The following is a 21,683-nucleotide window of genomic DNA, read 5'->3' on the forward strand; positions in this document are numbered from 1 at the left end:
CATCAATTCCAAAGATTTGTTCCATTTCGGAAACAATCAGACCGGATCGACCGCAAGCCGTGGTCTTCCGGAGCTGACAGCGCGGATCCGCGCTTCGACGAACTGGCGCTGCCCGTCGATGACCGGAGCGGAAATGTGCTCGTCCACGGCCAATGACGGATCGCTGGCGCCAGCGCGTTCGGCCTTCGCAAGGGCGATTGCGCTTGCGGTTTCGCGGGCATTTCTAAGGGCAGGTTCCTCGGCGTCGAACAGTTCCATCTGCGCACCGCCGCTGACAAGGAAGACGCTTGGTTCCGGCGCAGTGACGAGAACCTCGGCCATCTCGGTGATTTGCCCGACCACGGCACCGATCGCGTTGGCGACATCCGCATGGTCCGGCACGACGATCTCCGCTCCGAGTAACGCGCCGATCCCCGGATAATAGGTGGCAGCAGAAGCGCCCAGCCCGACCAGCGGGCGATCGAGCGAAAGCCGGAAGCCGACGATCGATGTCGGGCGGGCCAGCGCGCGCCGCACTGCCTCCGTGCGTGCCGGATCGAAGGCGGGGCCAAACCCGCGCGCGGCATCCTCGCTGAGCCCAGCTTCCAGAACCTTGTGGGCAGATATCTCCGTCAGCGTGGCGATCACGCGCTCGGCCAGGGCCGCTTCATCGGCGGCCAGCGTATCGCCCCTGCCGTCGCGCTGACGGGCGAGAAGCGCCCCGCCGAGCCGCGCGGCTTGGCTGTTCCAGAGCGACAAGCGCCCGAGCACATGCATCGCGTCGGTCGGCGTGAAAGCGCTGATGCGCACGAGCCCTTGGCTGGCAAGCCTATCGAGCGCCGATCGTTCAGACGCACTGACGAGGACCGTGTCGAGAGGGCGGAAATCGTGGCCGAACCGCGCAAGCAGCGAGCGGTCGCGGTCCGGCAGATGGCGCGGCGGCGTCATGGCAGTTCTCGCCGCAAAGCGCCCGTCGAGCCGTCCGGGCCGGTCGTTGGCCAGTTGCCGCTTGAGCGCTGAGACGAGATCGCTGCCGTCGCTCAGCGCCGCGAGCGACAGCGGCACCACGCGGCGCGGTCCGAGCAGAATGCCGGCAGCGATGCCGTCACGCAGGATGGAGACATCGCTGTCCCCACCCAGCCCATGCGTCTGCATCGCCACGGCTTCCACCATGGTGCGGAACCCACCGACCAGCGCGCCTTCAGGATCGAGCCGAGGCCGCCCGTCTTCCAGAATGGCGATATCCGTCGTCGTTCCGCCGATGTCGGCGACGATGGCGCGGTCGAGCCCGGTCAGATGACGGGCGCCGACGAGGCTTGCGGCCGGGCCCGACAGGATCGTCTCGATCGGCCGAAGCCGTGCTTCCGAGGCCGAAATCAGCGCGCCGTCGCCGCGCACGACCATCAGCGGGGCGGTGATGCCGCGCGCGGCAAGAAACGCGGTGCTGGCCGATATCAGCCGATCGATCATGCCGATCAGCCGCGCGTTCAAAAGCGTCGTCAAGGCCCGCTTCGGACCCCCGAGTTTCGACGAAAGTTCGTGACTGCAGGTGACCGGCAGGCTGGTCGCCTCGCGGATCAGCGCGCGAACGGCAATCTCGTGCTCTGGATTGCGCACCGCGAAATAGCCGGCGACTGCAATCGCTTCCGCCTCTTCGGCCAGCGTCGGCAGCGCCGCTTGCAGAGCCGAAAGATCGAGCGTGCGTGGTTTGCCGTGAACGTCGTGGCCGCCTGGCAGCCGGTAGACGGGTGCACCGGACAGCGCCTCGAGAAGACCTGCGCGTTCGAGATCGGCGGGCTCGAACCCGATGGCCACCAGTGCCACCTGTCCGCCGCGGCCTTCCACCAGCGCGTTGGTCGCAAGCGTCGTCGAAAGGGAGACAAGCGCGATCGATGCTGCTTCGATTCCGGACTGCGCGATCACGGCATCCGCGGCAGCCGCGATACCCGTTGCGAGGTCGTCGTGGCTGGTCAGCGCCTTCGCCTTCGCGACGACGCCGCGCGTCTCGCTGAAAAGCACGGCATCCGTATAGGTGCCGCCGGTATCAATGCCGAGAAATATTGGGTTGCTCAAAGCCTGGCCCCGAAAACTGCAACCCCTGGATGGATGCTGACCCGTCATCTAGCAAGTGCACCATGGCGTGCAAGTGTGCTTGGCATTTGATCGGGAGCATTTGATGAGGACAGGTTGCGTTCTCGCGCATTCCCGCTTGCTCCATGAACGCGCCTGCCCCATTGTCGGCACTCGACAATCGTGGAGCGTGCAGGAAACGACATTGGGCGGCTCGATCGGGACGGAGCGGGTGACGGCGGCATGAATCTAGGCATTTCCAGTGCATCGGATATGCCGGCCGTCATGGGCGACATGCAGACGCCTTACGACCTCTTGCGGTTGCTGCGTTCCAAGACGCAGGAATATGGTTTTGCATATTTCACGGTTCTGAAGCTGCCTGCGGTCGGCGAGGCGAAGATCGGTGCTCTCTCGGAGCTGTCCAACTGGCCTGCCGAACTCACCCGTACCTATGACGAACGGAAGGTGGGGTCTTCGAGCCCCATCCTGAAGCGCTTGTCCCAATCGGCCATGTGCTTCCAATATACGCTCGATGAGCTTCCGCACCTGGAGACCGGGAAGCGGCCGTCGGTCGTCGATCTCTTCCGCAAGTTCGACATGGTCCGCTGGGCATATTTTCCGGTGCACTGCCCCTCCTACGGTACGGGTGCGATCGGCTACTCGGGCCAGCGTGACGAACTCGACATGCAGGAAATGGGTGAACTGCAGCTTGTCTCCACGGGCATATTCGACCAGCTCGCAAAGCTGCGTGGGACGCGCGACGAGGAAAAGCCTCGTCTCACCGAGCGCGAGCGCGAATGCCTGCGCTGGACGGCCGAGGGCAAGACGAGTTTCGAGATCGGCAAGATCATCGGCATCTCCGAGCACACAGTGAACTATTATCTCAACACCGCTTCGGGTAAGCTGAAATCCACCAATCGCGTGCAGGCGGTCGCCGTAGCCCTGAGAAGTGGGTTGCTCGGGTAGCAATCCCCAGATCTTGGGGCGCCAAAGTTTGAAGTGACCGTGCGGAATGATTATCTTGCACAGTGAAATGACATCGATTCGATGCGGTCGGAGCCGTTTCCGCCACGGGTCGCGCTAGGCACGACAACCGACCGTCATCCACCTCCTTTCGAAAGCATTCCCGACGATGAGCGATACCCCTTCGAACGAGCCAACGCCGCAGGCTTCCGCAAACAGCGAATACGGCGCCGAATCGATCAAGGTGCTCAAGGGGCTGGATGCCGTGCGCAAGCGGCCGGGCATGTATATCGGCGATACCGATGACGGCTCGGGCCTGCACCACATGGTCTACGAAGTCGTCGACAACGCCATCGACGAAGCGCTTGCCGGCCATGCGGACATCGTCACCGTCACGCTCAATGCGGACGGCTCGGTGACGGTCACCGACAACGGCCGCGGCATTCCGGTCGACATCCACGCCGGCGAGGGCGTTTCAGCCGCCGAGGTCATCATGACCCAGCTTCATGCCGGCGGTAAATTCGACCAGAATTCCTACAAGGTCTCCGGCGGTCTGCACGGCGTCGGCGTCTCGGTGGTCAACGCGCTTTCCGTGATGCTGAAGATGCGCATCGCGCGCAACGGCAAATGGCACGAGATGAGCTTCACGCACGGCGTTGCGGATGCTCCGCTTGCGGTGACGGGCGATGCCGGCGTCCACACGGGCACCGAGATCACCTTCCTGCCGTCCGGCGAGACGTTCACGATGACCGAATTCGATTTCGGCACGCTAGAGCACCGGCTGCGCGAACTCGCCTTCCTCAACTCCGGCGTCCACATCAAGCTGACCGACAAGCGGCATGCCGACGTCAAGGAAGTCGAGATGCTCTATGAGGGCGGTCTCGAAGCCTTCGTCAAATATCTGGATCGTTCCAAAAAGGCGCTGGTGCCTTCGCCGATCACCATGATGGGCGAGAAAGACGGCATCACGGTCGAAGTGGCGATGTGGTGGAACGACAGCTACCATGAGAACGTGCTCGCCTTTACCAACAACATCCCCCAGCGCGATGGCGGCACCCATATGGCCGGCTTCCGCGGCGCGCTGACGCGCCAGATCGTGTCCTATGGCGAAACATCGGGCCTGACGAAGAAGGAAAAGGTCTCGCTGACCGGCGACGATTGCCGCGAAGGCCTGACGGCGGTTCTCTCGGTCAAGGTTCCAGATCCCAAATTCTCCTCGCAGACCAAGGACAAGCTCGTTTCGTCCGAAGTGCGGCCCGTGGTCGAAAGCCTCGTCAACGAGGGCTTGAACCAGTGGCTCGAAGAGCACCCGACCGAGGCGAAGATCCTGGTCGGCAAAGTCATCGAAGCGGCTTCGGCGCGTGAAGCGGCGCGCAAGGCGCGCGAGTTGACGCGGCGCAAGGGCGCGCTCGACATCACGTCGCTGCCGGGTAAGCTTGCCGATTGCCAGGAACGCGATCCGGCCAAATCCGAAGTTTTCATCGTCGAGGGCGACTCCGCAGGCGGCTCGGCCAAGAGCGGCCGGTCGCGCCAGAACCAGGCCATCCTGCCCTTGCGCGGCAAGATCCTGAACGTCGAGCGCGCGCGCTTCGACCGCATGATCTCGTCCGACCAAGTCGGCACGTTGATCACGGCGCTCGGTGCCGGTATCGGCAAGGACGAGTTCAACCCGGACAAGCTGCGCTACCACAAGATCATCATCATGACGGACGCCGACGTCGACGGCGCCCACATTCGCACGCTGCTGCTCACCTTCTTCTTCCGCCAGATGCCGGAACTGATCGAGCGCGGTCACATCTATATCGCCCAGCCTCCGCTCTATAAGGTCACGCGCGGCAAGTCCTCGCAGTACCTGAAGGACGAGAAGGCCATGGAGGACTATCTGATCTCCATGGGCCTCGAAGAGGCTTCGCTGGAACTCGGCAATGGTGAAGTGCGGCTCGGCAACGATTTCCGTGCCGTCATCAACGACGCGTTGCGCATCCGCACGCTGATCGACGGCATCCACTCGCGCTATGATCGCTCCGTGATCGAGCAGGCCGCTGTCGCAGGCGCACTCAATCCCGACCTGACTGCCAATCCGCAAAGAGCGCAGGAAACCGCCGACGAGATCGCACGGCGTCTGGATATGATTTCCGAAGACACCGAGCGCGGCTGGCAGGGCACTGTCACCTCCGAAGGCGGGATCCGGCTCGAGCGCACCGTGCGAGGCGTCAAGGAGTCGCACCTGCTCGACAACGCCCTCATCGGTTCGGCTGACGCGCGCCACATCGACCAGATGGCGCCACGCATGCGCGAGGTCTACGGCGAAACGCCATCGCTTCTGCGCAAGGATGATCGCACGCCGATGACGGGTCCGCGCCTGTTGCTGGACACGATCTTCGCCATCGGCCGGAAGGGGCTTTCGATCCAGCGTTACAAGGGTCTTGGCGAAATGAACGCCGAGCAGCTTTGGGAAACGACGCTCGATCCGAATGTCCGTTCACTGTTGCAGGTCAAGATCAGCGACGCGACGGATGCCGACAGCCTTTTCACCCGGCTGATGGGCGACGAGGTTGAGCCGCGCCGCGAATTCATCCAGGACAATGCGCTGACGGTCGCCAATCTCGACATCTGACGTCATCTACCCTGAGCGTGGACGGAACATTCCACGCGGAAGGTCGTTTATCATCTGAAGCTGAAATAGCGCGCCTATGAGGCGCGCGCGAATACCAGTCGGAGAGATGCATGAACGAGAAATTGACGCCACGTGAGGCCCGTCAGGGCGAACGTGGTCTGCCCGTCCTGAAGATCCTGATCGCTGCCCTGGTTCTCGCCTTGTTGGCGTGGGCAGCCGCCGGTCTCTTTGGCGAGACGACGGAGCCGGAAAATCCAGTCGGTGAAAATGTGATCGAGCAGGATGCGACCGACGAGCCCGGCCCAACCCAAGCACCGACAGTGCAGTAAAAACTAAGCGCTGCGGCAGTTGCCGCAAACTGCAATCAGACTGTGCCCCGTGCTCATCGAGTGCGGGGCTTTTTCTTTGAGCAGCGCCAGACGCAAGCGATCGGCTTTTGAGTGGAGCCGCGATCTGGTATGATCCTTCAATGTTCATTGGTTCAGGGGTACGCAGCATGTCCCTTTTTGACGACCGCGAACGGGCTTTCGAACTCAAATACGTCCATGATCTCGAAGCGGCATTCCGCATGCGCGTCATCGCCATGCGGGACATGGCGCGCTGGGCCGCAGACAGGCTCGGCCTGATCGGAGCGGATGCGGACAGCTATGTCTCGACGCATGCGCACGCTGTTCTAACACGCGATGGATCCGGACTTCTTCTCAAGCGGCTTGCGGCCGATCTGAAAGACGGCGGCCTCGGTGTGTCCGAACAGGAACTGACGCGTGTTTACGACGGGTTCTGTGCCTCCGCGCTGATGCGCATGCAGACATTGCCCGATGCAGGCGAAGCGGGCATGGTGGCGCGCAAGCACTGATTGATACTGGAGAATGTGCATGAAGACGCTGTTGGTTCCGGTTCCCGAACAACCAAGCACTGCCGTCTTTGATTGCGCGATCTCCTTCGCTCATGTCTTCGGCAGCCTTATCGAAGGCATGGCGCTCGCACCTGATTTGTCACGTACCATCGCAGCCGAATTTCCGATCGACCCGCACTACATCGACCCGGACAACCGGCGCGACATGGTGACGACGGCGCGACGACATTTCGAGCAGCAGATGCAGCAGGCTCAATTGCCGCGATGTGCGGACAAGGTGGCCGGTCCCTGCTACCGCTGGGCCATCGACGAGCTTGGCGAGGATGGACGCGTGGCGAGCTATGCGCGCCTGTTCGACCTTGTCGTGCTGGCTCGTCCGGAGCAGCGCCGTGACGGCAGTCGGATCGCTACCGTTGAAACCATCCTCTTCGAAAGCGGCCGGCCGGTGTTGCTGGTTCCGCCTGCGATTCCGAAGGCCATAGGTCGCAGAGTGGTGATCGCCTGGAATGGCAGTCTCGAAACGGCCCGCGCCATCGCCTTCGCCATGCCGATCCTGCTGCAGGCGGAACGCGCTATCGTCCTGCACCTGGAAGGCTGGGAAGTCGACGGTCCGCGCGCGTCCGACCAGGTCGAGTTTTTGAAGCGGCACGGTGTGAACGCCGAGCTTGCCTCGCGACCGCTCGTTTCGGGCCCCGGCGAATCGATCATGAAGCAAGGCCACGATCTTGGTGCCGACCTGATCATCAAGGGCGCCTATACACAAAGCCGCTTGCGGCAGATGATTTTCGGCGGCGCGACAAGCCATCTGCTCGCTCACACGGATGTGCCGATGTTCATCGCCCACTGAGCTTAACCTGCTGAAAGGCTTTGATCGCTTTTCGTGACCGCCTGCAATCATAGCGAGATAAACCGCACACCTCGCGGAACTTGCGTGCCCCGTGTCGGTTGTAGCGGGATCACACGCAGGGAGGTTGATCATGCTGGTACGTGTTGGTTTCGAGATCGGAATTTCCTGCAGCCAGCCGACGCCGATGACGATGCATCTCGCGATCCATCCCGAGCGTCGTCGCGATATCGTTGGCGAGACCGGGCTCAGCGCTTCGAAGGATGTGCGCTTTGCGTCTTATCGCGACATCTATGGCAATGACTGCCGCCGCTGCCTCGTTCCCGAGGGCGGCATGGAGATGCGTTACGACGCCGTCGTGGAGGATGATGGCGAGCCGGACGAGTACGACCCGACCGCCGAATTGGTTCCGGTCGACCGTCTGCCCGCAGAGGCTTTGGCCTTCCTGCTCCCGAGCCGTTATTGCGAGACGGAACATCTGTCGGATTTCGCCTGGCGCCGCTTCGGCTCGATCCAGTCGGGCTGGGAGCGCGTGCAGGCGGTGTGCGACTATGTGCACGAGCGCCTGACCTTCTCCTATGGCTATGCCCGCGCGACACGCACTGCCTGCCAGGCCAATGACGAACGCGTTGGCGTGTGCCGTGACTTCGCCCATCTGGCGGTGGCACTTTGCCGCTGCCTCAATATTCCTGCGCGCTACGTCAATGGCTTCATGGGTGACATCGGCGTTCCGGTCGATCCGGCGCCTATGGATTTCAACGCATGGTTCGAAGTCTATCTTGGCGATCGCTGGTACACGTTTGACGCTCGCCACAACCAGCGACGCATCGGTCGCATCGCTGTCGCAAAGGGACGGGATGCCGCCGATATTCCGCTGTTTCATACGTTCGGTCCCCATACGCTGGAGATGTTCAACGTCTGGACCTATGAAGCGAAGACAAGGATTGCTCGCCCTGAAGCAATTCAGCAGAAGCATTCTCTGATAGAGCCATGGCACAGCCCGTTTTGGGCGCGTCATTCCCGTTCTCACGCATCGTTGTCGTCGAGTTTAACAGACCGGTAACCTCTTTGGACCAACGTCAAGTGGTGCAATCTTGCTGCACCAACACGCCTCGTTGCTGCCAGTTACGTGAAATCAGGGCTGCTCGCCTTGCCGATTGCCGCCGCGTTTACGTAAGGTCGCCGCTCCGAAGGCGCAGCAGTGCGTCAAGACGAACGGCTGTCGAGGAAGTGGGTTCGCGTTGCGTCGAAGACTGGGAGAGAGCGCATCAGCCATCGCCTTGGCGGTGCTGATTGCCGGGACGAGTGGGCAGGCGGCTGCCTTCGAGTTGTTCGGCATCCGCATTTTCGGGAGCAGCGAGCCAACTGAAGCCGATGTAATCGGCGATCCGCAATCCTATGAAGTCACGTTCGACGCCGGGCCGGCCGAGGGCGACGTTCTCAATGCCGTGCGCGGCGCATCCCGGCTCTGGGGCGATCGCGACGAACCAGCCTCCGGATCTGCAGGATTGATCGGCCGGGCCAAGTCCGATTACGCCCGCATGGTCGCAGCCCTTTACACCGAAGGACATTATGGCGGTTCCGTCAGCATCCTCGTTGATGGCCGAGAAGCTGCCGATCTGCCGGTCGACACAACCCTGCCTGATCCTGCTGTGGTGACGATCACCGTCGATGTCGGCCCGCAGTTTTCATTTGGCCAGGCAACAATCGGCAATCAGGCACCGCCTGCGACTGAGCGTGGCGACGAAGTCGCGTTGCCATCCGAAGAGGGGCTGGCACCGGGAGAGATCGCTCGCTCTGGCGTGGTCATTCGCGGCGAGCGACTGGCGACCGAAGCCTGGCGGCAGCAGGGCTTTGCCAAGGCGGAGATTGCCGACCGGACGGTGACCGCCAATCATAATTCCCAGACTGTGGATGTCTCGATCATCGTCGATCCTGGCCAGCGCGCCGCCTACGGCCAGACGCGGGTCGAAGGCGCACAGCGCATGGATGCGGGCTATATCCGCTACATGACCGACCTGCCGGAGGGGCAGGAATATGATCCCGACGATATCGAACGGGCCCGCCAGCGCCTCGCGCGCCTCGATGTCTTCCAAGCACTCACCGTGCGCGAGGCCGATGAGATTGCCCGCAACGGCCTTCTGCCGATGACGGTGAATGTCCAGGAACGCCCGCTCCGCCGCCTGGGCGTTGGCGGCACCTATTCGACCGTCGATGGGCTGGGCGTCGAGACATTCTGGTTGCACCGCAACCTGTTCGGCAAGGCTGAGCGGCTCAGGCTCGACGCGCGGGTCGGCGGCATCGGCGACACGCTCGATGTTCAGGAATTCGACTATTCGATCGGCGCCACCTTCACGCGGCCGGGCGTCTTTACGCCGGACACGAACTTCGTCGCGAGCCTGCTCGGCAAGCGTGAGGTGCTCGATGTCTATACCGAGACGTCCGTTGCGGCACGGATGGGCTTCACGCACATCTTCTCCGATTATCTGAGCGGCGAGATTTTCGCCGAGGCGAAATATGCCGACTTCGAAGACGATCTCGGCGAGCGCAGCTTCACCACCTTTGGTTTGCCGGCCAAGCTTACCCACGACACGCGTGACAACGCCGCCGATGCGACGGAGGGCTACTTCCTCGAAGTGACCGCCGAGCCGTTCTACGAGTTTGAGTTCGGCAACATAGCGGGTCGGGCAACAGCCGAGGCGCGGGCCTATTACGGCATCGATGCGGACGATCGTTTCGTGCTGGCCGGCAAGCTCAAGATCGGCTCCATCGTGGGCGCCGATCTTTTCGAGCTCCCGCCGGACAAGCTGTTTCTTTCGGGTGGCGGCGGCTCGACGCGCGGCTATGCCTATCGCGGGATCGGGGTGGTCAACCCGAGCGGCGAAGTCACCGGCGGCCGTTCTCTGATCGAGGCATCCGGCGAAATTCGCACCAAGGTGACGGACTCGATCGGCCTCGTCGGGTTTGCCGACGTTGGCTATGTCGGCGCGGAATCCTTCCCGGACTTTTCCGAAGACCTGAAAGTCGGCGTCGGTATCGGCCTGCGTTACCAGACCGGCCTTGGGCCGATCCGCCTTGATGCCGCCATGCCGCTCGATCCGGGACCGGATGATCCGGACTTTGCCCTCTATGTCGGGATAGGACAGGCGTTTTGACCCGTTTTCTCCTCATCATCCTTGCGATTCTCTTCGCTGGTCCGGCCTTTGCGCAGGGCGAGGAAGCGGAAACCCGTTCGGCCTTCACGCGCTTCGTCGAGAACCAGCTGTCGGCGGAAAACCGGCAGATCCGTCTGCGCGGCATCCAGGGCGCACTGTCGTCCGAGGCGGTGATCGGCGAAATCACCGTCGCCGACCGCGAGGGCGTGTGGCTGCGAATCGTCAATGCGCGCATCGACTGGACGCGTTCGGCCCTGTTGCGCGGCCGGCTTGATATCGAAAGCCTGACGGCCGATCGCATCGAGGTCAGCCGCCAGCCGGTTCCGGCAGAGGGCGCGCCCCCGCCGGAAGCCGGCGGATTTGCGCTTCCCGAACTGCCTGTGGCGATCCGCCTGCAGCAATTGACCGTGCCGGAAGTGTTTTTTGGCCCGACGGTGTTCGGTCTTGAATCGATCCTGTCGATCAATGGCGGCATCAGTCTGACTGATGGTGCGCTGGAAACGAACCTTGCGATCGAGCGGCTCGATGGCCCGGGCGGATCGCTCACGCTGGCGCTCGCCTATTCCAATGCCACCGAGCAGCTCAACCTCGATCTTGCCGTCTCGGAGCCACAAGACGGGATTTTGGCAAACCTGCTTTCGATCGACGGCCGGCCTGCGGTCGATCTCAGCCTCGCCGGCTCCGGACCGCTCGCCGATCTGACGGTTGCGCTGACACTCGATGCCGACGGAACACGGGTCGTGTCTGGCACTTCGCGCCTGGAGCGAACCGCAGCAGGCCTGGCGGTCGATGCCGATGTCGAAGGCGCAATTGCCCGCCTCGTTGCCCCGGCCTTCCGCGATTTCTTTGGCGATAACGCCAGCCTGAGCGTCGACGCTCTGGTGCGAGACGAAGGTGGTCTCGCGGTCGAGGCGCTGACCATCGACACGGCCTCCCTCTCCGTGAATGCGACTGCTGAGACCAGCGCGGACAATTTCCTCAGGCGCCTTCGTCTTGAAGCCACCCTTGCCGATCCGTCCGGCGACGCCGTGATACTCCCGGTTGCCGGCGGCGACACCAGTGTGCGGCAGGCGCGACTGACGGTCGATTATGGCGCCGACGCTTCGGAGAACTGGTCGGGCGCCTTGACTGTCGGCGGGCTGGAAACGGCCACTCTTGCTGCAGACGATCTGGAGCTGACCTTCGGCGGGATCGCCGCTGCTCTGGACGATCCGGCAAACCGGCGCGTGACCTTCACCGTCGAAGGCGCGATGACGGGCATCGCAGCCGAGGACGAGGCTGTGGCGAGTGCGCTCGGGCAGAGGCTCGATCTAGCGATCGATGGCGCATGGTCCTCGGGCAGCGCGGTGGAACTGTCGCGCGCCGAACTTCGCGGCGAGGCGCTGGCGCTTCAGCTTGCAGGCGCAATCGAGGAGTTCGCCTATACCGGCACGATCGGCATCGTCGCCGAAAGCATCGCGCCTTTCGCCGATCTTGCAGGACGCCCGCTCGAAGGCAGCATCGATCTGACGGCCGATGGCACGCTGGCGCCGATCTCGGGCGCATTCGACCTGACGCTGGACGGCAGCGGCACTGGGCTGCAGGTGGGTACACCCGCGCTCGATGCGCTGATCGAGAGCACCGTGCAATTGTCCGGCAGGCTTGCCCGTGGCGAGGCTGGTTTCCAGGCCGGTGATTTCCGCATCGAGAACGAGCAGTTCAGCCTTGTGGCCGACGGCGTTTATTCGACCGAACGCGCCGATATCGCGCTCGACATCATGCTCGCCGATCTCGCGCTGGTCAGTGAGGACGCATCCGGCCGGCTGACCCTGACGGGAACTGCGACCGGAGACGGTGGTCCCGTTGCGCTCGATCTTCAGGGCAGCATCCCGAGCGGCACACTCGTCGACCGTCCGCTGCGCGAGGCAACCTTCGGTTTCCAGGGCAACGTGATCGGCGTCGATGCGACGACGGGCTCGCCCTATGGCAACGGCGTCGAAGGCGAGTTGCTGGTCGATGCCTTCCTCGACGGTCAGCGCATCGGCCTCAGCGCCGATCTGTTCGCCTCGCCGGAACGCCGCGCCCTCGGCAATCTCGATTTCCGGGCAGGCGGCGCGACGATCGCCGGCTCGGTCGAACAGAATGCCGATGGTCTGCTGAGCGGCGCGATCACGCTGGATGCGCCTGAAATCGAGACGCTGGCTGCGCTTGCACTTCAGGATGCCACCGGCGCGGCCAATGCCGACATCGAGTTCATCATCGTCGAAGGGCGTCAAAACGCAGTCGTTTCCGCCAATCTTTCCAACATTGCTGCCGAGGCCGTCACGCTGTCCTCCGCGCAGATCGATGCGACCATCGAAGACCTGTTCGAAGTTCCGAAGATCGACGGCACGGTAGAAGCAGCCGGGCTGGAAGCGGGCGGCACGGTCGTCGAGCGGCTCAACGCGACGGCCAACCGGCAGGGCGCCCTGACGGACTTCACGGCCAATGCCAACCTGGCAGGCGGCACGACGATCGCGCTATCCGGTGCGCTTGAAGACATCGAAACGGGTTTCCGCGTGGCCTTGGCCGAACTCGCTCTGAGGCAAGGCCAGACGGCGGCACGGCTTCTGCAACCGGCGCAAATTCTGGTCGAAGGCGAGCGCTACACGCTGAGCGACATCGTGCTCGACGTCGCCGGAGGCGAGATCCGGGCGAGCGGCACGGTCGCAGAAGAGATCAACCTCGATGTCGCAATCCGGGCCCTTCCGCTCGCGATCGCCAACACCGTTATGCCCGATCTCCAGGCGGCCGGCATGGTGAACGGCACGGCGCAGATCCGCGGCGCGCGGGATGCGCCGGACATTACCTTCGACGTCCAAGGCCGCGGCATCACGGCCGCACCGGTGCGCGAACTCGGTCTCGGCGCGATTTCGGTCGATGCCTCGGGTCGCTCGTCGGGCAATCGGGTCAACCTCAATGCGCAGCTTGCGGCGGCTGGTGGCATCAACGTCAACATATCCGGCTCCGCGCCCATCGGCGACGGTCAGCTCGCGCTTGATGTCACGGTCAACGAATTGCCGCTGGCGACGATCGACGCACTGGCCGGCAATCAGGGGCTTCAGGGCCGCGTTTCCGCCGATGCGCGGGTGACGGGAACGATCGCGGCCCCGGTGGTTGCTTTCGATGTCACCGGCTCGGGCGTCTCGGCAAGCGTGCTGGCCAGCAACGGGATCACGCCGCTCGGCGTCGCTGCCAGCGGCCGCTTCGCCGACCAGTCCGTTGCACTCTCGTCGGCCACGGTCACCAACGGACAGGGCATCGACATCTCCGCGTCGGGCACGGTTCCGCTCACCGGCAGCGGGCTCAATATCAACGTGCAGGGCAGCGCTCCGCTCTCCATCGCCAATGTGGCGCTGGCCGAGCGCGGCACGCGTGTCGATGGCACTGTGGAATTGTCCGTGCGGGCATCGGGCTCCATTGCCGATCCCCGCTTCGACGGCATGGTGTCCACCTCCAACGCCGCTGTGCTCGATCCCGATACGAATGTGCAGTTGCGCGGCATCAACGTTATGGCGTCGATCCAGGGCCAGCAGGTCACGATCAACACCTTCCAAGCGAGCCTCTCGACCGGCGGCACCATCACTGTCGGCGGGACCATCTCGCTCGATGCCGCCGCTGGCTTTCCGGCCAATATCAACATCGCACTCAACCAGACGCGCTATGCCGACGGCGATTTCCTGATCGTGACGGCCTCGGGCAATCTCGCTGTCACCGGCGGTCTCACCCGCGATCCGTTGGTGTCCGGCACCGTCAACATCGACAATGCCGAGATCGGCATCCCGGAAGGTGGCGGCGGTGCCAATGGCTTGACGGATGTTCGGCACATCGACCCGCCGCCGGCCGTTGCCGCAACGCTCAACCGCGCCCGTCTGCGCCAGGACGGCGAAATGCCCGTGCCGACGGCGCGGCCGAGCGTGGTTCAGTTCGACATCCAGGTGAACGCCAACAACCAGATATTCGTACGCGGCCGTGGCCTCGATGCGGAACTCGGCGGCAGCCTTCGCATCACCGGCCCGGCCACCAACGTCCAGCCCGTTGGCGCGTTCGACCTGATCCGCGGTCGCCTCGCCATCCTCGGACGGCGCATCGTGTTCGATGAGGGCAACGTCACGCTCATCGGCGATCTCGACCCGTTCGTGAACCTGACCGCCTCGTCCCAATCCGGCGATACGACGGTCATCATCACCGTGTCGGGAAGGGCGTCCGACATCCAGATCGACTTCTCCTCGCAGCCGGAGCTGCCGGAAGATGAGGTGATCTCCCGCCTGATCTTCGATCGTGGCATCGCCGACCTGTCGGCATTTCAGATCGCACAGCTTGCCGCTGCGGTCGCCGAGCTCTCGGGCGGGCAGAACACGTCGCTCTTGGGTCAATTGCGCCAGTCGACCGGGCTGGATGATCTCGATGTCGTCACCGACGACCAAGGCAACGCCGCGCTCAGGGCCGGCCGGTATCTGCGCGAGAACGTCTATCTCGGCATCCAGGCCGGTTCGGGAGATTCCAGCGAGGTCACGATCGATCTCGACATCACCGACAGCCTGAAAGCACGCGGTGCCGCAGGTGCCGACGGCGACACGAGCCTCGGCATCTTCTTCGAGCGCGATTATTGACGGGAAACTCGGATTTGCCGCCCCGTCGGGCGGCGATCGTTCGGGATTGGATCAGGCAGCCGTTGCGTCGGCGGTCTCCATCTGAGGGCGATGCAATTCCTGGAGGTCCTCCGCGGCTGCACCACCGATGCGCTTCAAAAGCAGCCGCCCCATGGCCTCGCCGGCAGCGGCCAAATCCTCTTCGATCGTATCGATCCGCGGCCTGACAGGTGTGAAGAGCGTCGAGGTCTTCTTCGCCACGATGCCCACGTCCCGGCCAGGCACCATCGCGCGATCCGTGTAAGCGGCCATCACGGCCAGCGCCGAGACTTCCCCGCCGCAGACATAGCCGTCGGGCGGCGACGCTTCGTCGAGCCGGGCCAGAATGCGCGCATGGATCGTCTCCGCCGAGCTGTCGAGGCTGACGCCGGACAGGACTTCGTAGTCGACGCCCTGCATGCGCACCGCCTTCATGAAGCCGTAGCGCAGATGATGATGAAAGGTGAAGCGCTCCGGTGGCAGGATGATCGCCGGCTTAGTTCGCCCGGCCGCGATCAGCTTCATCGTTGCCTGGAAGGCGAACTCCTCATTGTCGTAATCGACGTAGGGGTGCGGCACGGACAGTTCCGTGCGCCCGTGCGAGACGAAGGGGAAGTCGTTCTCGAGCAGCAGCCGCACCCGTTCGTCGAAAGGCTGCGTGCGCGAAAAGATGATGCCGTCCGCCATCCGGTTACGCATGATGTAGCGCACGGGATCGAGGTTCGGCGCATCTTCGAAAGAGGGGGTGATGACCAGATGGTAAGGCGTTTGCCTAAGCGCCGTGCTGATGCCGCGGATCAGCGACGTGCCGAAATTGATGATTTCCTCGTGGGGATCGAGAATGAGGCTGATGACATTGGTGCGCCCTGTGCGCAGCCGCTGCGCAGCCCGATCGGGCATGTAGCCAATATGATCGGCCACCTGGCGCACGCGCTGGCGCGTCTCGAGCGCGATCTGCGGTGCGCCGCTCAGCGCTCGGGACACGGTCGTGACCGCAAGACCGGTGATCTCGGCGATCGTCCGCAATGTCGGCTTGCCGCCGGCATCGTCCACGTCCCGGCGCGGGAGGTCATCCCGTCCACTCATGCTGCAGCCTCCCGATTTTTGCGTCTCCCCACGCATTTGCAACGTTATAAACATGAATGAGGGGCGATCGGAAGCACAATTCGCATAGGTGAAACGGCGAGAAAACGATCATATCGCGCCTGTTGCACAATTTTAAATCGGTTTGATCTTCCCGGCTTGACAATCTCCAAGCTTGTATCGTTATAAATCCTCACGTCCGGAAGGAACCGGACACGATGGGAGGTTTCCATGACTATTCGCACGATTGCAAAACTGGCCGCTGGTACCGCACTTCTGGCGCTTTCCGCCGGCAGTGCCAGCGCCCAGGACAAGAGCGTTGAAGTTCTGCACTGGTGGACTGCCGGTGGCGAGGCTGCAGCTGTCAACGTTCTGAAAGAAAACCTGGAAGGTGAAGGCGTCAGCTGGACCGACATGCCGGTCGCCGGCGGTGGCGGTACCCAGGCCATGACCGCTCTGCGCGCCCGCGTCACGTCCGGCGATGCGCCGACGGCCGTTCAGATGCTCGGTTTCGACATCAAGGACTGGGCTGAACTCGGCGTCGTCGCCAACCTGAACGATCTCGCGGCCGAAGAAGGCTGGGACGATGTCGTGCCGGCTGCTCTTCAGGAGTTCTCCAAGTACGACGGCAACTGGATCGCTGCTCCCGTCAACGTGCACTCGACCAACTGGCTCTGGGTGAACAAGGAAGCCTTCGATGCGGCAGGCGGCGAAGAGCCGACCGATTTCGCTGGCCTGATTGCCATGCTCGACTCCTTCAAGGAGCAGGGCATCACCCCGCTCGCCCATGGTGGCCAGCCCTGGCAGGATGCGACGCTTTGGGAAAACGTCGTTCTTTCCGTCGGTGGCATGGACTTCTACCGTGACGCCGTCATCGAACTGAACGAAGAAGCGCTGACCGGCGACACGATGCGCGAAGTCTTCGATAACATGACCCAGCTCGCAACCTATTTCGACGAGAACTTCTCGGGCCGCGACTGGAACCTGGCATCGGCCATGGTCATCGAAGGCGAAGCTGGCGCTCAGCAGATGGGCGACTGGGCAAAGGGCGAGTTCCTGCGCGCAGACCTGACGCCGGGCGAAGACTTCGTCTGCATGCGCTTCCCGGGCACCCAGGGCAGCGTTCTGTTCAACTCCGACCAGTTCGTCATGTTCGAAGTCGGTGACGACCAGCGCGAAGCCCAGAACCTGATGGCGTCGGCCGTCATGGATCCGGCTTTCCAGGTTGCCTTCAACACCGTCAAGGGCTCCGTTCCTGCCCGTACCGACGTTGAAGACACCGAGTTCGACGACTGCGGCAAGAAGGGCATGGCCGATCTCGCCGAAGCTGCCGAAAGCGGCAATCTTGCAGGTTCGATGGCCCATGGCCATGCTCAGCCGGCTGCCGTCAAGGAAGCCATGTACGACGTGATCACCCAGCACCTCAACGGTCAGATCACCACCGACGAAGCGCTCGAGCGCCTGCCGCAGGCCGTCGCTTCGGCTCAGTAAGCCCTAAGGCTTGAACATCGGCGCTTCGGCGCCGACGACCCAAGGCGCGCATGGCCGGCAGATGCTGCCGGCCATGCGTCCGAACAATCCGACACACATGGGGAGAGGGCGGACATGACCGTCACAGTGGACGCGGTCGAGCCGGTGCGCCACAGGGCCGGGGTCCTCGACAAGGCCCGCGACATCCTGCCGAAAGTGGTGCTCGCACCCTCCTTCGCGCTGATCCTGTTCTTCGTCTACGGGTTCATCCTGTGGACGCTCTATCTCTCCTTCACCAATTCGCGCATCCTGCCGGTCTATGAACTGGTCGGCTTCGGCGCCTATGTGAATTTGTGGTCGCAGCCCAATTGGTATGTGGCGCTGCAGAATCTCGCGATCTTCGGCTCGCTCTACATCTTCTTCTGCATCGCCATCGGTTTGACGCTCGCGATCCTTCTCGATCAGCGCATTCGCGGAGAAGGCGTGCTGAGGCCGATCTTCCTTTATCCCATGGCGCTTTCGTTCGTCGTCACGGGCACGGCATGGAAGTGGTTCCTGAACCCCGGGCTTGGCCTGCAGCGCACCATGCAGCAATGGGGCTGGGAAAGTTTCCGCTTCGACTGGCTGACGAGCACCGACATGGCGATCTATACGGTCGTGATCGCCGGCGTCTGGCAGGCCTCCGGCTTCGTCATGGCCATGTTCCTCGCCGGCCTGCGCGGCATCGACAGCGAGATCATCAAGGCTGCCGAGATCGACGGCGCATCGACCTTCTCGATCTATCGCCGGATCATCATTCCGCTGCTTCGGCCCGCCTTCCTTTCGGCCGTCATCGTGCTCGCCCACATGGCGATTAAGTCCTACGACCTCGTCATCGCACTGACGGGTGGCGGACCGGGCAACGCGACGGAATTGCCGTCGACCTTCATGTATTCCTATACCTTCACGCGCAGCCAGATGGCCGTGGGTTCGGCGAGCGCGGTCATGATGCTGATGGGCATCTCCGCCATCATCATCCCCTATCTCTATTCGGAACTGAGGGAGCGTGAGCGATGAGCGCGGCTGCCACATCCGTCTCGCCGGGTTCGGCGCGCTTTGCCCGGTATTTTATCTACGCAACGCTGGTTATCTTTGCGCTGATCTACCTCTTGCCGCTCTTCGTGATGATCATCACGTCGCTGAAGCCGCTGGACGAAATCCGCTCGGGCAACATGCTGGCATTGCCCCAGGCGCCATCGCTCGACGCCTGGTTCAAGGCCTGGGGCACGGCCTGCGTCGGTGTGAACTGTACCGGCATCAGCGGCTATTTCTGGAATTCCATCAAGATGGTCATTCCGGCCGTGGCCATCTCGACGATCCTCGGCGCGCTCAATGGCTATGTGCTGACCAAGTGGCGCTTTCCCGGCCACAAGCTCGTCTTCGGCATGATGCTTTTTGCATGCTTCATCCCGTTCCAGGCGGTTCTCATTCCGATGGCGCGCGTGCTTGGGGAAATCGGTCTGTCGAACACGACGGCCGGGCTCGTGCTGGTCCACGTCGTCTACGGTCTCGGCTTCACGACGCTGTTCTTCCGCAACTATTACGAAGCGTTCCCGGATGAACTGATCAAGGCCGCCCAGATGGACGGTGCCGGCTTCTTCAAGATCTTCTGGCGCATCCTGCTGCCAAGCTCGGGGCCGATCATCGTCGTCACGGTCATCTACCAGTTCACCAATATCTGGAACGACTTCCTGTTCGGGGTCTCTTTCGCCTCGGGCGGTGGAGCGCCGATGACGGTCGCCTTGAACAACCTCGTCTCGTCGTCGACGGGCGTGAAGGAATACAATGTGGACATGGCAGCCGCCATGTTCGCCGCTCTGCCGACGCTGATCGTCTATGTCGTCGCGGGGCGCTATTTCGTGCGCGGTCTGATGGCCGGCGCGGTGAAGGGATAAGCCCATGGCGTTTCTTGAAATTCGCGATCTCTACAAGACGATCGCCGGTGCCGACATCCTCAAGGGCATCGACATCACGCTCGACAAGGGCGGGTTCCTCGTCCTCGTCGGCCCATCTGGCTGTGGCAAGTCCACGCTGCTGAACACGGTGGCCGGCCTGACGGACGTGACCAAGGGCGACATCGTCATCGATGGCGAGATCGTCAACGACCTGCATCCGTCCAAGCGCGATATCGCGATGGTGTTCCAGTCCTACGCGCTCTACCCGAACATGACGGTGGAGGGGAACATCGCCTTCGCGCTCGAGATGCGCGGCGTGCCAAAGTCCGAACGCGACGAAGCGGTGCGGGCGGCGGCAAAGACGCTGCAGATCGAGCATCTTTTGAAGCGGCGTCCGAGCCAGCTGTCCGGTGGCCAGCGCCAGCGTGTCGCCATGGGCCGCGCGCTGGTGCGCAAGCCGCGCGTCTTCCTCTTCGACGAGCCACTGTCGAACCTCGACGCTAAGCTGCGCGTCGAGATGCGGGCCGAGATCAAGCGCCTTCACCGCGATACCGGCGCAACGATCGTCTACGTCACGCACGACCAGATCGAGGCGATGACCATGGCGACCAAGATCGCCGTGCTCAAGGAAGGCATCGTCCAGCAGGTGGGCTCGCCGGAGGAAATCTACCGTCGCCCCGCCAATCTGTTCGTCGCCGATTTCATGGGCTCTCCCGCGATGAACCTGCTGGAAGGCAAGGTGGTCACCAACGGTGCGGAACGTGCGATCGAATTTGCTGGAAGCGGCAGCGATGGGCCGATCCGTCTCGCTATGCCGAGTTCCGTTCGTGAAACCACGTTCGTCGATGGGCAGAGCGTCATCCTGGGAATCCGACCCGAAGCGATCACCGATCGCGGCCTGACCGACCCTGAGGCGACCACCGTCAGCATCGTCGATGCGCTGGTCGATCTGGTCGAGCCGACGGGTTCCGACACATTCGTCGTGACCAAGATCGCCGGCAAGGAGATCACCGCCCGTGTGCGCTCGGACGTCGATGCGCGCGCCGGCGAGACCTTCCAGTTCGCCTTCAATCTCGACAAGGCCGTCGTTTTCGATCCCAAGACGACGAAGCGCCTCGCCTGATCGCTGAAGCAATGCTGATCGGTATCGATTGGGGCGGCACCAAGATGGAAGTGATCGCGCTCTCGCCCCATGGCGAGACGCGCGCACGCCATCGCATCGACACGCCACGGACCGGCTATGACGCTTGCGTGACGGCGGTGCGCGATCTCGTCGCGCGCGTGGAAGGTGAAACGGGCGACCGTGGCACGGTGGGCCTCGGCATTCCGGGTAGCCCGTCGCCGCGCACCGGCCTCATTCGCAACGCCAATACGACCTTTCTCAACGGCAAGCCGCTCGGCGCCGATCTTCAGGATGCGCTGGGTCGCCCGGTGCGCATCACCAATGACGGCAACTGCTTTGCCGTTTCGGAAGCGGTGGATGGGGCGGGACAGGGCGCCCATGTGGTCTTCGGCATCATCATCGGCACCGGCCATGGCGGAGGGCTGGTGATCGACGGCCGCGTGCATGCCGGATTTCAGGGCTTTGCCGGCGAGATCGGCCACTACCCGCTGCCCTGGATGCGGGCGGACGAATATCCCGGCCATGCCTGCTGGTGCGGCAAGACCGGCTGCCAGGAAATGTATGCGTCGGGCACGGGGCTCGAGCTCGATTACCGCCTGACGACCGGCCGGGAACGGCGTGGCCGCGATATTCTGACGGACAAGCGCGACGGCGATGCTGTGGCCGATGGTGTCTACCGACGCTTCGCCGATCGCCTCGCCCGCAGTCTCGCGCTTCTGGTCAACGTCGTCGATCCCGATGTCTTCGTGCTGGGCGGCGGCATGTCCAATGTCGACGAGCTCTACAGCGACCTCCCGCCGCTGATCGAGACCTACATTTTCGGCGATGGTTTCGAAACGCCGATCCGCAAGGCGGTGCATGGCGACAGTTCGGGGGTTCGCGGCGCTGCCTGGCTGTGGAAGGATAGCGCGACAAGCGCCTGAACCGCGAAGGACCGACA

General features: G+C 63.1%; 15 protein-coding genes. 13 read left to right on the top strand and 2 right to left on the bottom strand.

What is annotated here, in order from left to right:
* Nucleotides 1–36: 36 nt before the first annotated feature.
* Nucleotides 37–2,052 (bottom strand): hydantoinase/oxoprolinase family protein, encoded by a 2,016-nt coding sequence (locus QQL76_RS17860; protein WP_499208791.1) that lies wholly within the window; start codon nucleotides 2,050–2,052, stop codon nucleotides 37–39.
* Between the two features lie 240 nt (nucleotides 2,053–2,292).
* On the opposite strand from QQL76_RS17860, the gene QQL76_RS17865 reads away from it, so the two are divergent.
* From QQL76_RS17865 to QQL76_RS17900, 8 genes are all read left to right on the top strand, one after another.
* A complete protein-coding gene (locus tag QQL76_RS17865) occupies nucleotides 2,293–3,015 on the top strand; it encodes a helix-turn-helix transcriptional regulator (protein WP_205665500.1) in 723 nt (240 codons plus the stop codon).
* Nucleotides 3,016–3,181: 166 nt separating this feature from the next.
* The gene (locus QQL76_RS17870; RefSeq protein ID WP_499208792.1) at nucleotides 3,182–5,629 is read left to right on the top strand and encodes a DNA gyrase subunit B; all 2,448 of its coding nucleotides are present in this window, start codon (nucleotides 3,182–3,184) and stop codon (nucleotides 5,627–5,629) included.
* Between the two features lie 110 nt (nucleotides 5,630–5,739).
* Entirely contained in the window at nucleotides 5,740–5,958 is a 219-nt protein-coding gene (locus QQL76_RS17875; protein ID WP_499208793.1) for a hypothetical protein, read from the top strand.
* A 167-nt stretch (nucleotides 5,959–6,125) separates the two neighbouring features.
* Complete coding sequence (locus QQL76_RS17880; RefSeq protein WP_499208794.1) at nucleotides 6,126–6,485, top strand: ATPase inhibitor subunit zeta; 360 nt, start codon at nucleotides 6,126–6,128, stop codon at nucleotides 6,483–6,485.
* A gap of 19 nt (nucleotides 6,486–6,504) precedes the next feature.
* Entirely contained in the window at nucleotides 6,505–7,332 is an 828-nt protein-coding gene (locus QQL76_RS17885; protein WP_499208795.1) for a universal stress protein, read from the top strand.
* Between the two features lie 130 nt (nucleotides 7,333–7,462).
* Nucleotides 7,463–8,392, top strand: a complete 930-nt coding sequence (locus QQL76_RS17890; protein WP_499208796.1) for a transglutaminase-like domain-containing protein — start codon at nucleotides 7,463–7,465, stop codon at nucleotides 8,390–8,392.
* Nucleotides 8,393–8,570: 178 nt separating this feature from the next.
* On the top strand, nucleotides 8,571–10,484 hold the full coding sequence (locus QQL76_RS17895; protein WP_499208797.1) for an autotransporter assembly complex protein TamA: 1,914 nt from the start codon (nucleotides 8,571–8,573) through the stop codon (nucleotides 10,482–10,484).
* Entirely contained in the window at nucleotides 10,481–15,115 is a 4,635-nt protein-coding gene (locus tag QQL76_RS17900; RefSeq protein WP_499208798.1) for a translocation/assembly module TamB domain-containing protein, read from the top strand. Before QQL76_RS17895 ends, QQL76_RS17900 begins: the two co-directional genes overlap by 4 nt.
* Before the next feature lie 51 nt (nucleotides 15,116–15,166).
* On the opposite strand, the gene QQL76_RS17905 is transcribed toward QQL76_RS17900, so the two are convergent.
* Entirely contained in the window at nucleotides 15,167–16,219 is a 1,053-nt protein-coding gene (locus tag QQL76_RS17905; RefSeq protein WP_126006648.1) for a LacI family transcriptional regulator, read from the bottom strand.
* Between the two features lie 234 nt (nucleotides 16,220–16,453).
* On the opposite strand from QQL76_RS17905, the gene QQL76_RS17910 reads away from it, so the two are divergent.
* The 5 genes from QQL76_RS17910 (at nucleotide 16,454) to QQL76_RS17930 (ending at nucleotide 21,666) form a co-directional block, all read left to right on the top strand.
* Nucleotides 16,454–17,707: an ABC transporter substrate-binding protein gene (locus QQL76_RS17910; protein ID WP_404864605.1), complete on the top strand. Its 1,254-nt coding sequence runs from the start codon at nucleotides 16,454–16,456 to the stop codon at nucleotides 17,705–17,707.
* A 114-nt stretch (nucleotides 17,708–17,821) separates the two neighbouring features.
* Nucleotides 17,822–18,742 carry a carbohydrate ABC transporter permease gene (locus QQL76_RS17915; protein ID WP_499208799.1) on the top strand — a complete coding sequence of 307 codons (921 nt, stop codon included), beginning with the start codon at nucleotides 17,822–17,824 and terminating at the stop codon, nucleotides 18,740–18,742.
* Nucleotides 18,739–19,620: a carbohydrate ABC transporter permease gene (locus QQL76_RS17920; protein WP_499208800.1), complete on the top strand. Its 882-nt coding sequence runs from the start codon at nucleotides 18,739–18,741 to the stop codon at nucleotides 19,618–19,620. The genes QQL76_RS17915 and QQL76_RS17920 overlap by 4 nt, the downstream gene beginning before the upstream one ends.
* A 4-nt stretch (nucleotides 19,621–19,624) precedes the next feature.
* Nucleotides 19,625–20,743: an ABC transporter ATP-binding protein gene (locus QQL76_RS17925; RefSeq protein WP_499208801.1), complete on the top strand. Its 1,119-nt coding sequence runs from the start codon at nucleotides 19,625–19,627 to the stop codon at nucleotides 20,741–20,743.
* 11 nt (nucleotides 20,744–20,754) lie between these two features.
* Nucleotides 20,755–21,666, top strand: a complete 912-nt coding sequence (locus QQL76_RS17930) for an acetate and sugar kinases/Hsc70/actin family protein (protein ID WP_499208802.1) — start codon at nucleotides 20,755–20,757, stop codon at nucleotides 21,664–21,666.
* The last annotated feature ends 17 nt before the right edge of the window (nucleotides 21,667–21,683 follow it).

The organism is Rhizobium albus, from assembly GCA_030160035.1.
GTDB lineage: Bacteria > Pseudomonadota > Alphaproteobacteria > Rhizobiales > Rhizobiaceae > Georhizobium > Georhizobium albus.

Coding starts and splice junctions, on each gene's coding strand:
- QQL76_RS17865 (WP_205665500.1), top strand. CDS start 2,293: ATGAATCTAGGCATTTCCAGTGCATCGGATATGCCGGCCGTCATGGGC.
- QQL76_RS17870 (WP_499208792.1), top strand. CDS start 3,182: ATGAGCGATACCCCTTCGAACGAGCCAACGCCGCAGGCTTCCGCAAAC.
- QQL76_RS17875 (WP_499208793.1), top strand. CDS start 5,740: ATGAACGAGAAATTGACGCCACGTGAGGCCCGTCAGGGCGAACGTGGT.
- QQL76_RS17880 (WP_499208794.1), top strand. CDS start 6,126: ATGTCCCTTTTTGACGACCGCGAACGGGCTTTCGAACTCAAATACGTC.
- QQL76_RS17885 (WP_499208795.1), top strand. CDS start 6,505: ATGAAGACGCTGTTGGTTCCGGTTCCCGAACAACCAAGCACTGCCGTC.
- QQL76_RS17890 (WP_499208796.1), top strand. CDS start 7,463: ATGCTGGTACGTGTTGGTTTCGAGATCGGAATTTCCTGCAGCCAGCCG.
- QQL76_RS17905 (WP_126006648.1), bottom strand. CDS start 16,219: ATGAGTGGACGGGATGACCTCCCGCGCCGGGACGTGGACGATGCCGGC.
- QQL76_RS17915 (WP_499208799.1), top strand. CDS start 17,822: ATGACCGTCACAGTGGACGCGGTCGAGCCGGTGCGCCACAGGGCCGGG.
- QQL76_RS17920 (WP_499208800.1), top strand. CDS start 18,739: ATGAGCGCGGCTGCCACATCCGTCTCGCCGGGTTCGGCGCGCTTTGCC.
- QQL76_RS17925 (WP_499208801.1), top strand. CDS start 19,625: ATGGCGTTTCTTGAAATTCGCGATCTCTACAAGACGATCGCCGGTGCC.
- QQL76_RS17930 (WP_499208802.1), top strand. CDS start 20,755: ATGCTGATCGGTATCGATTGGGGCGGCACCAAGATGGAAGTGATCGCG.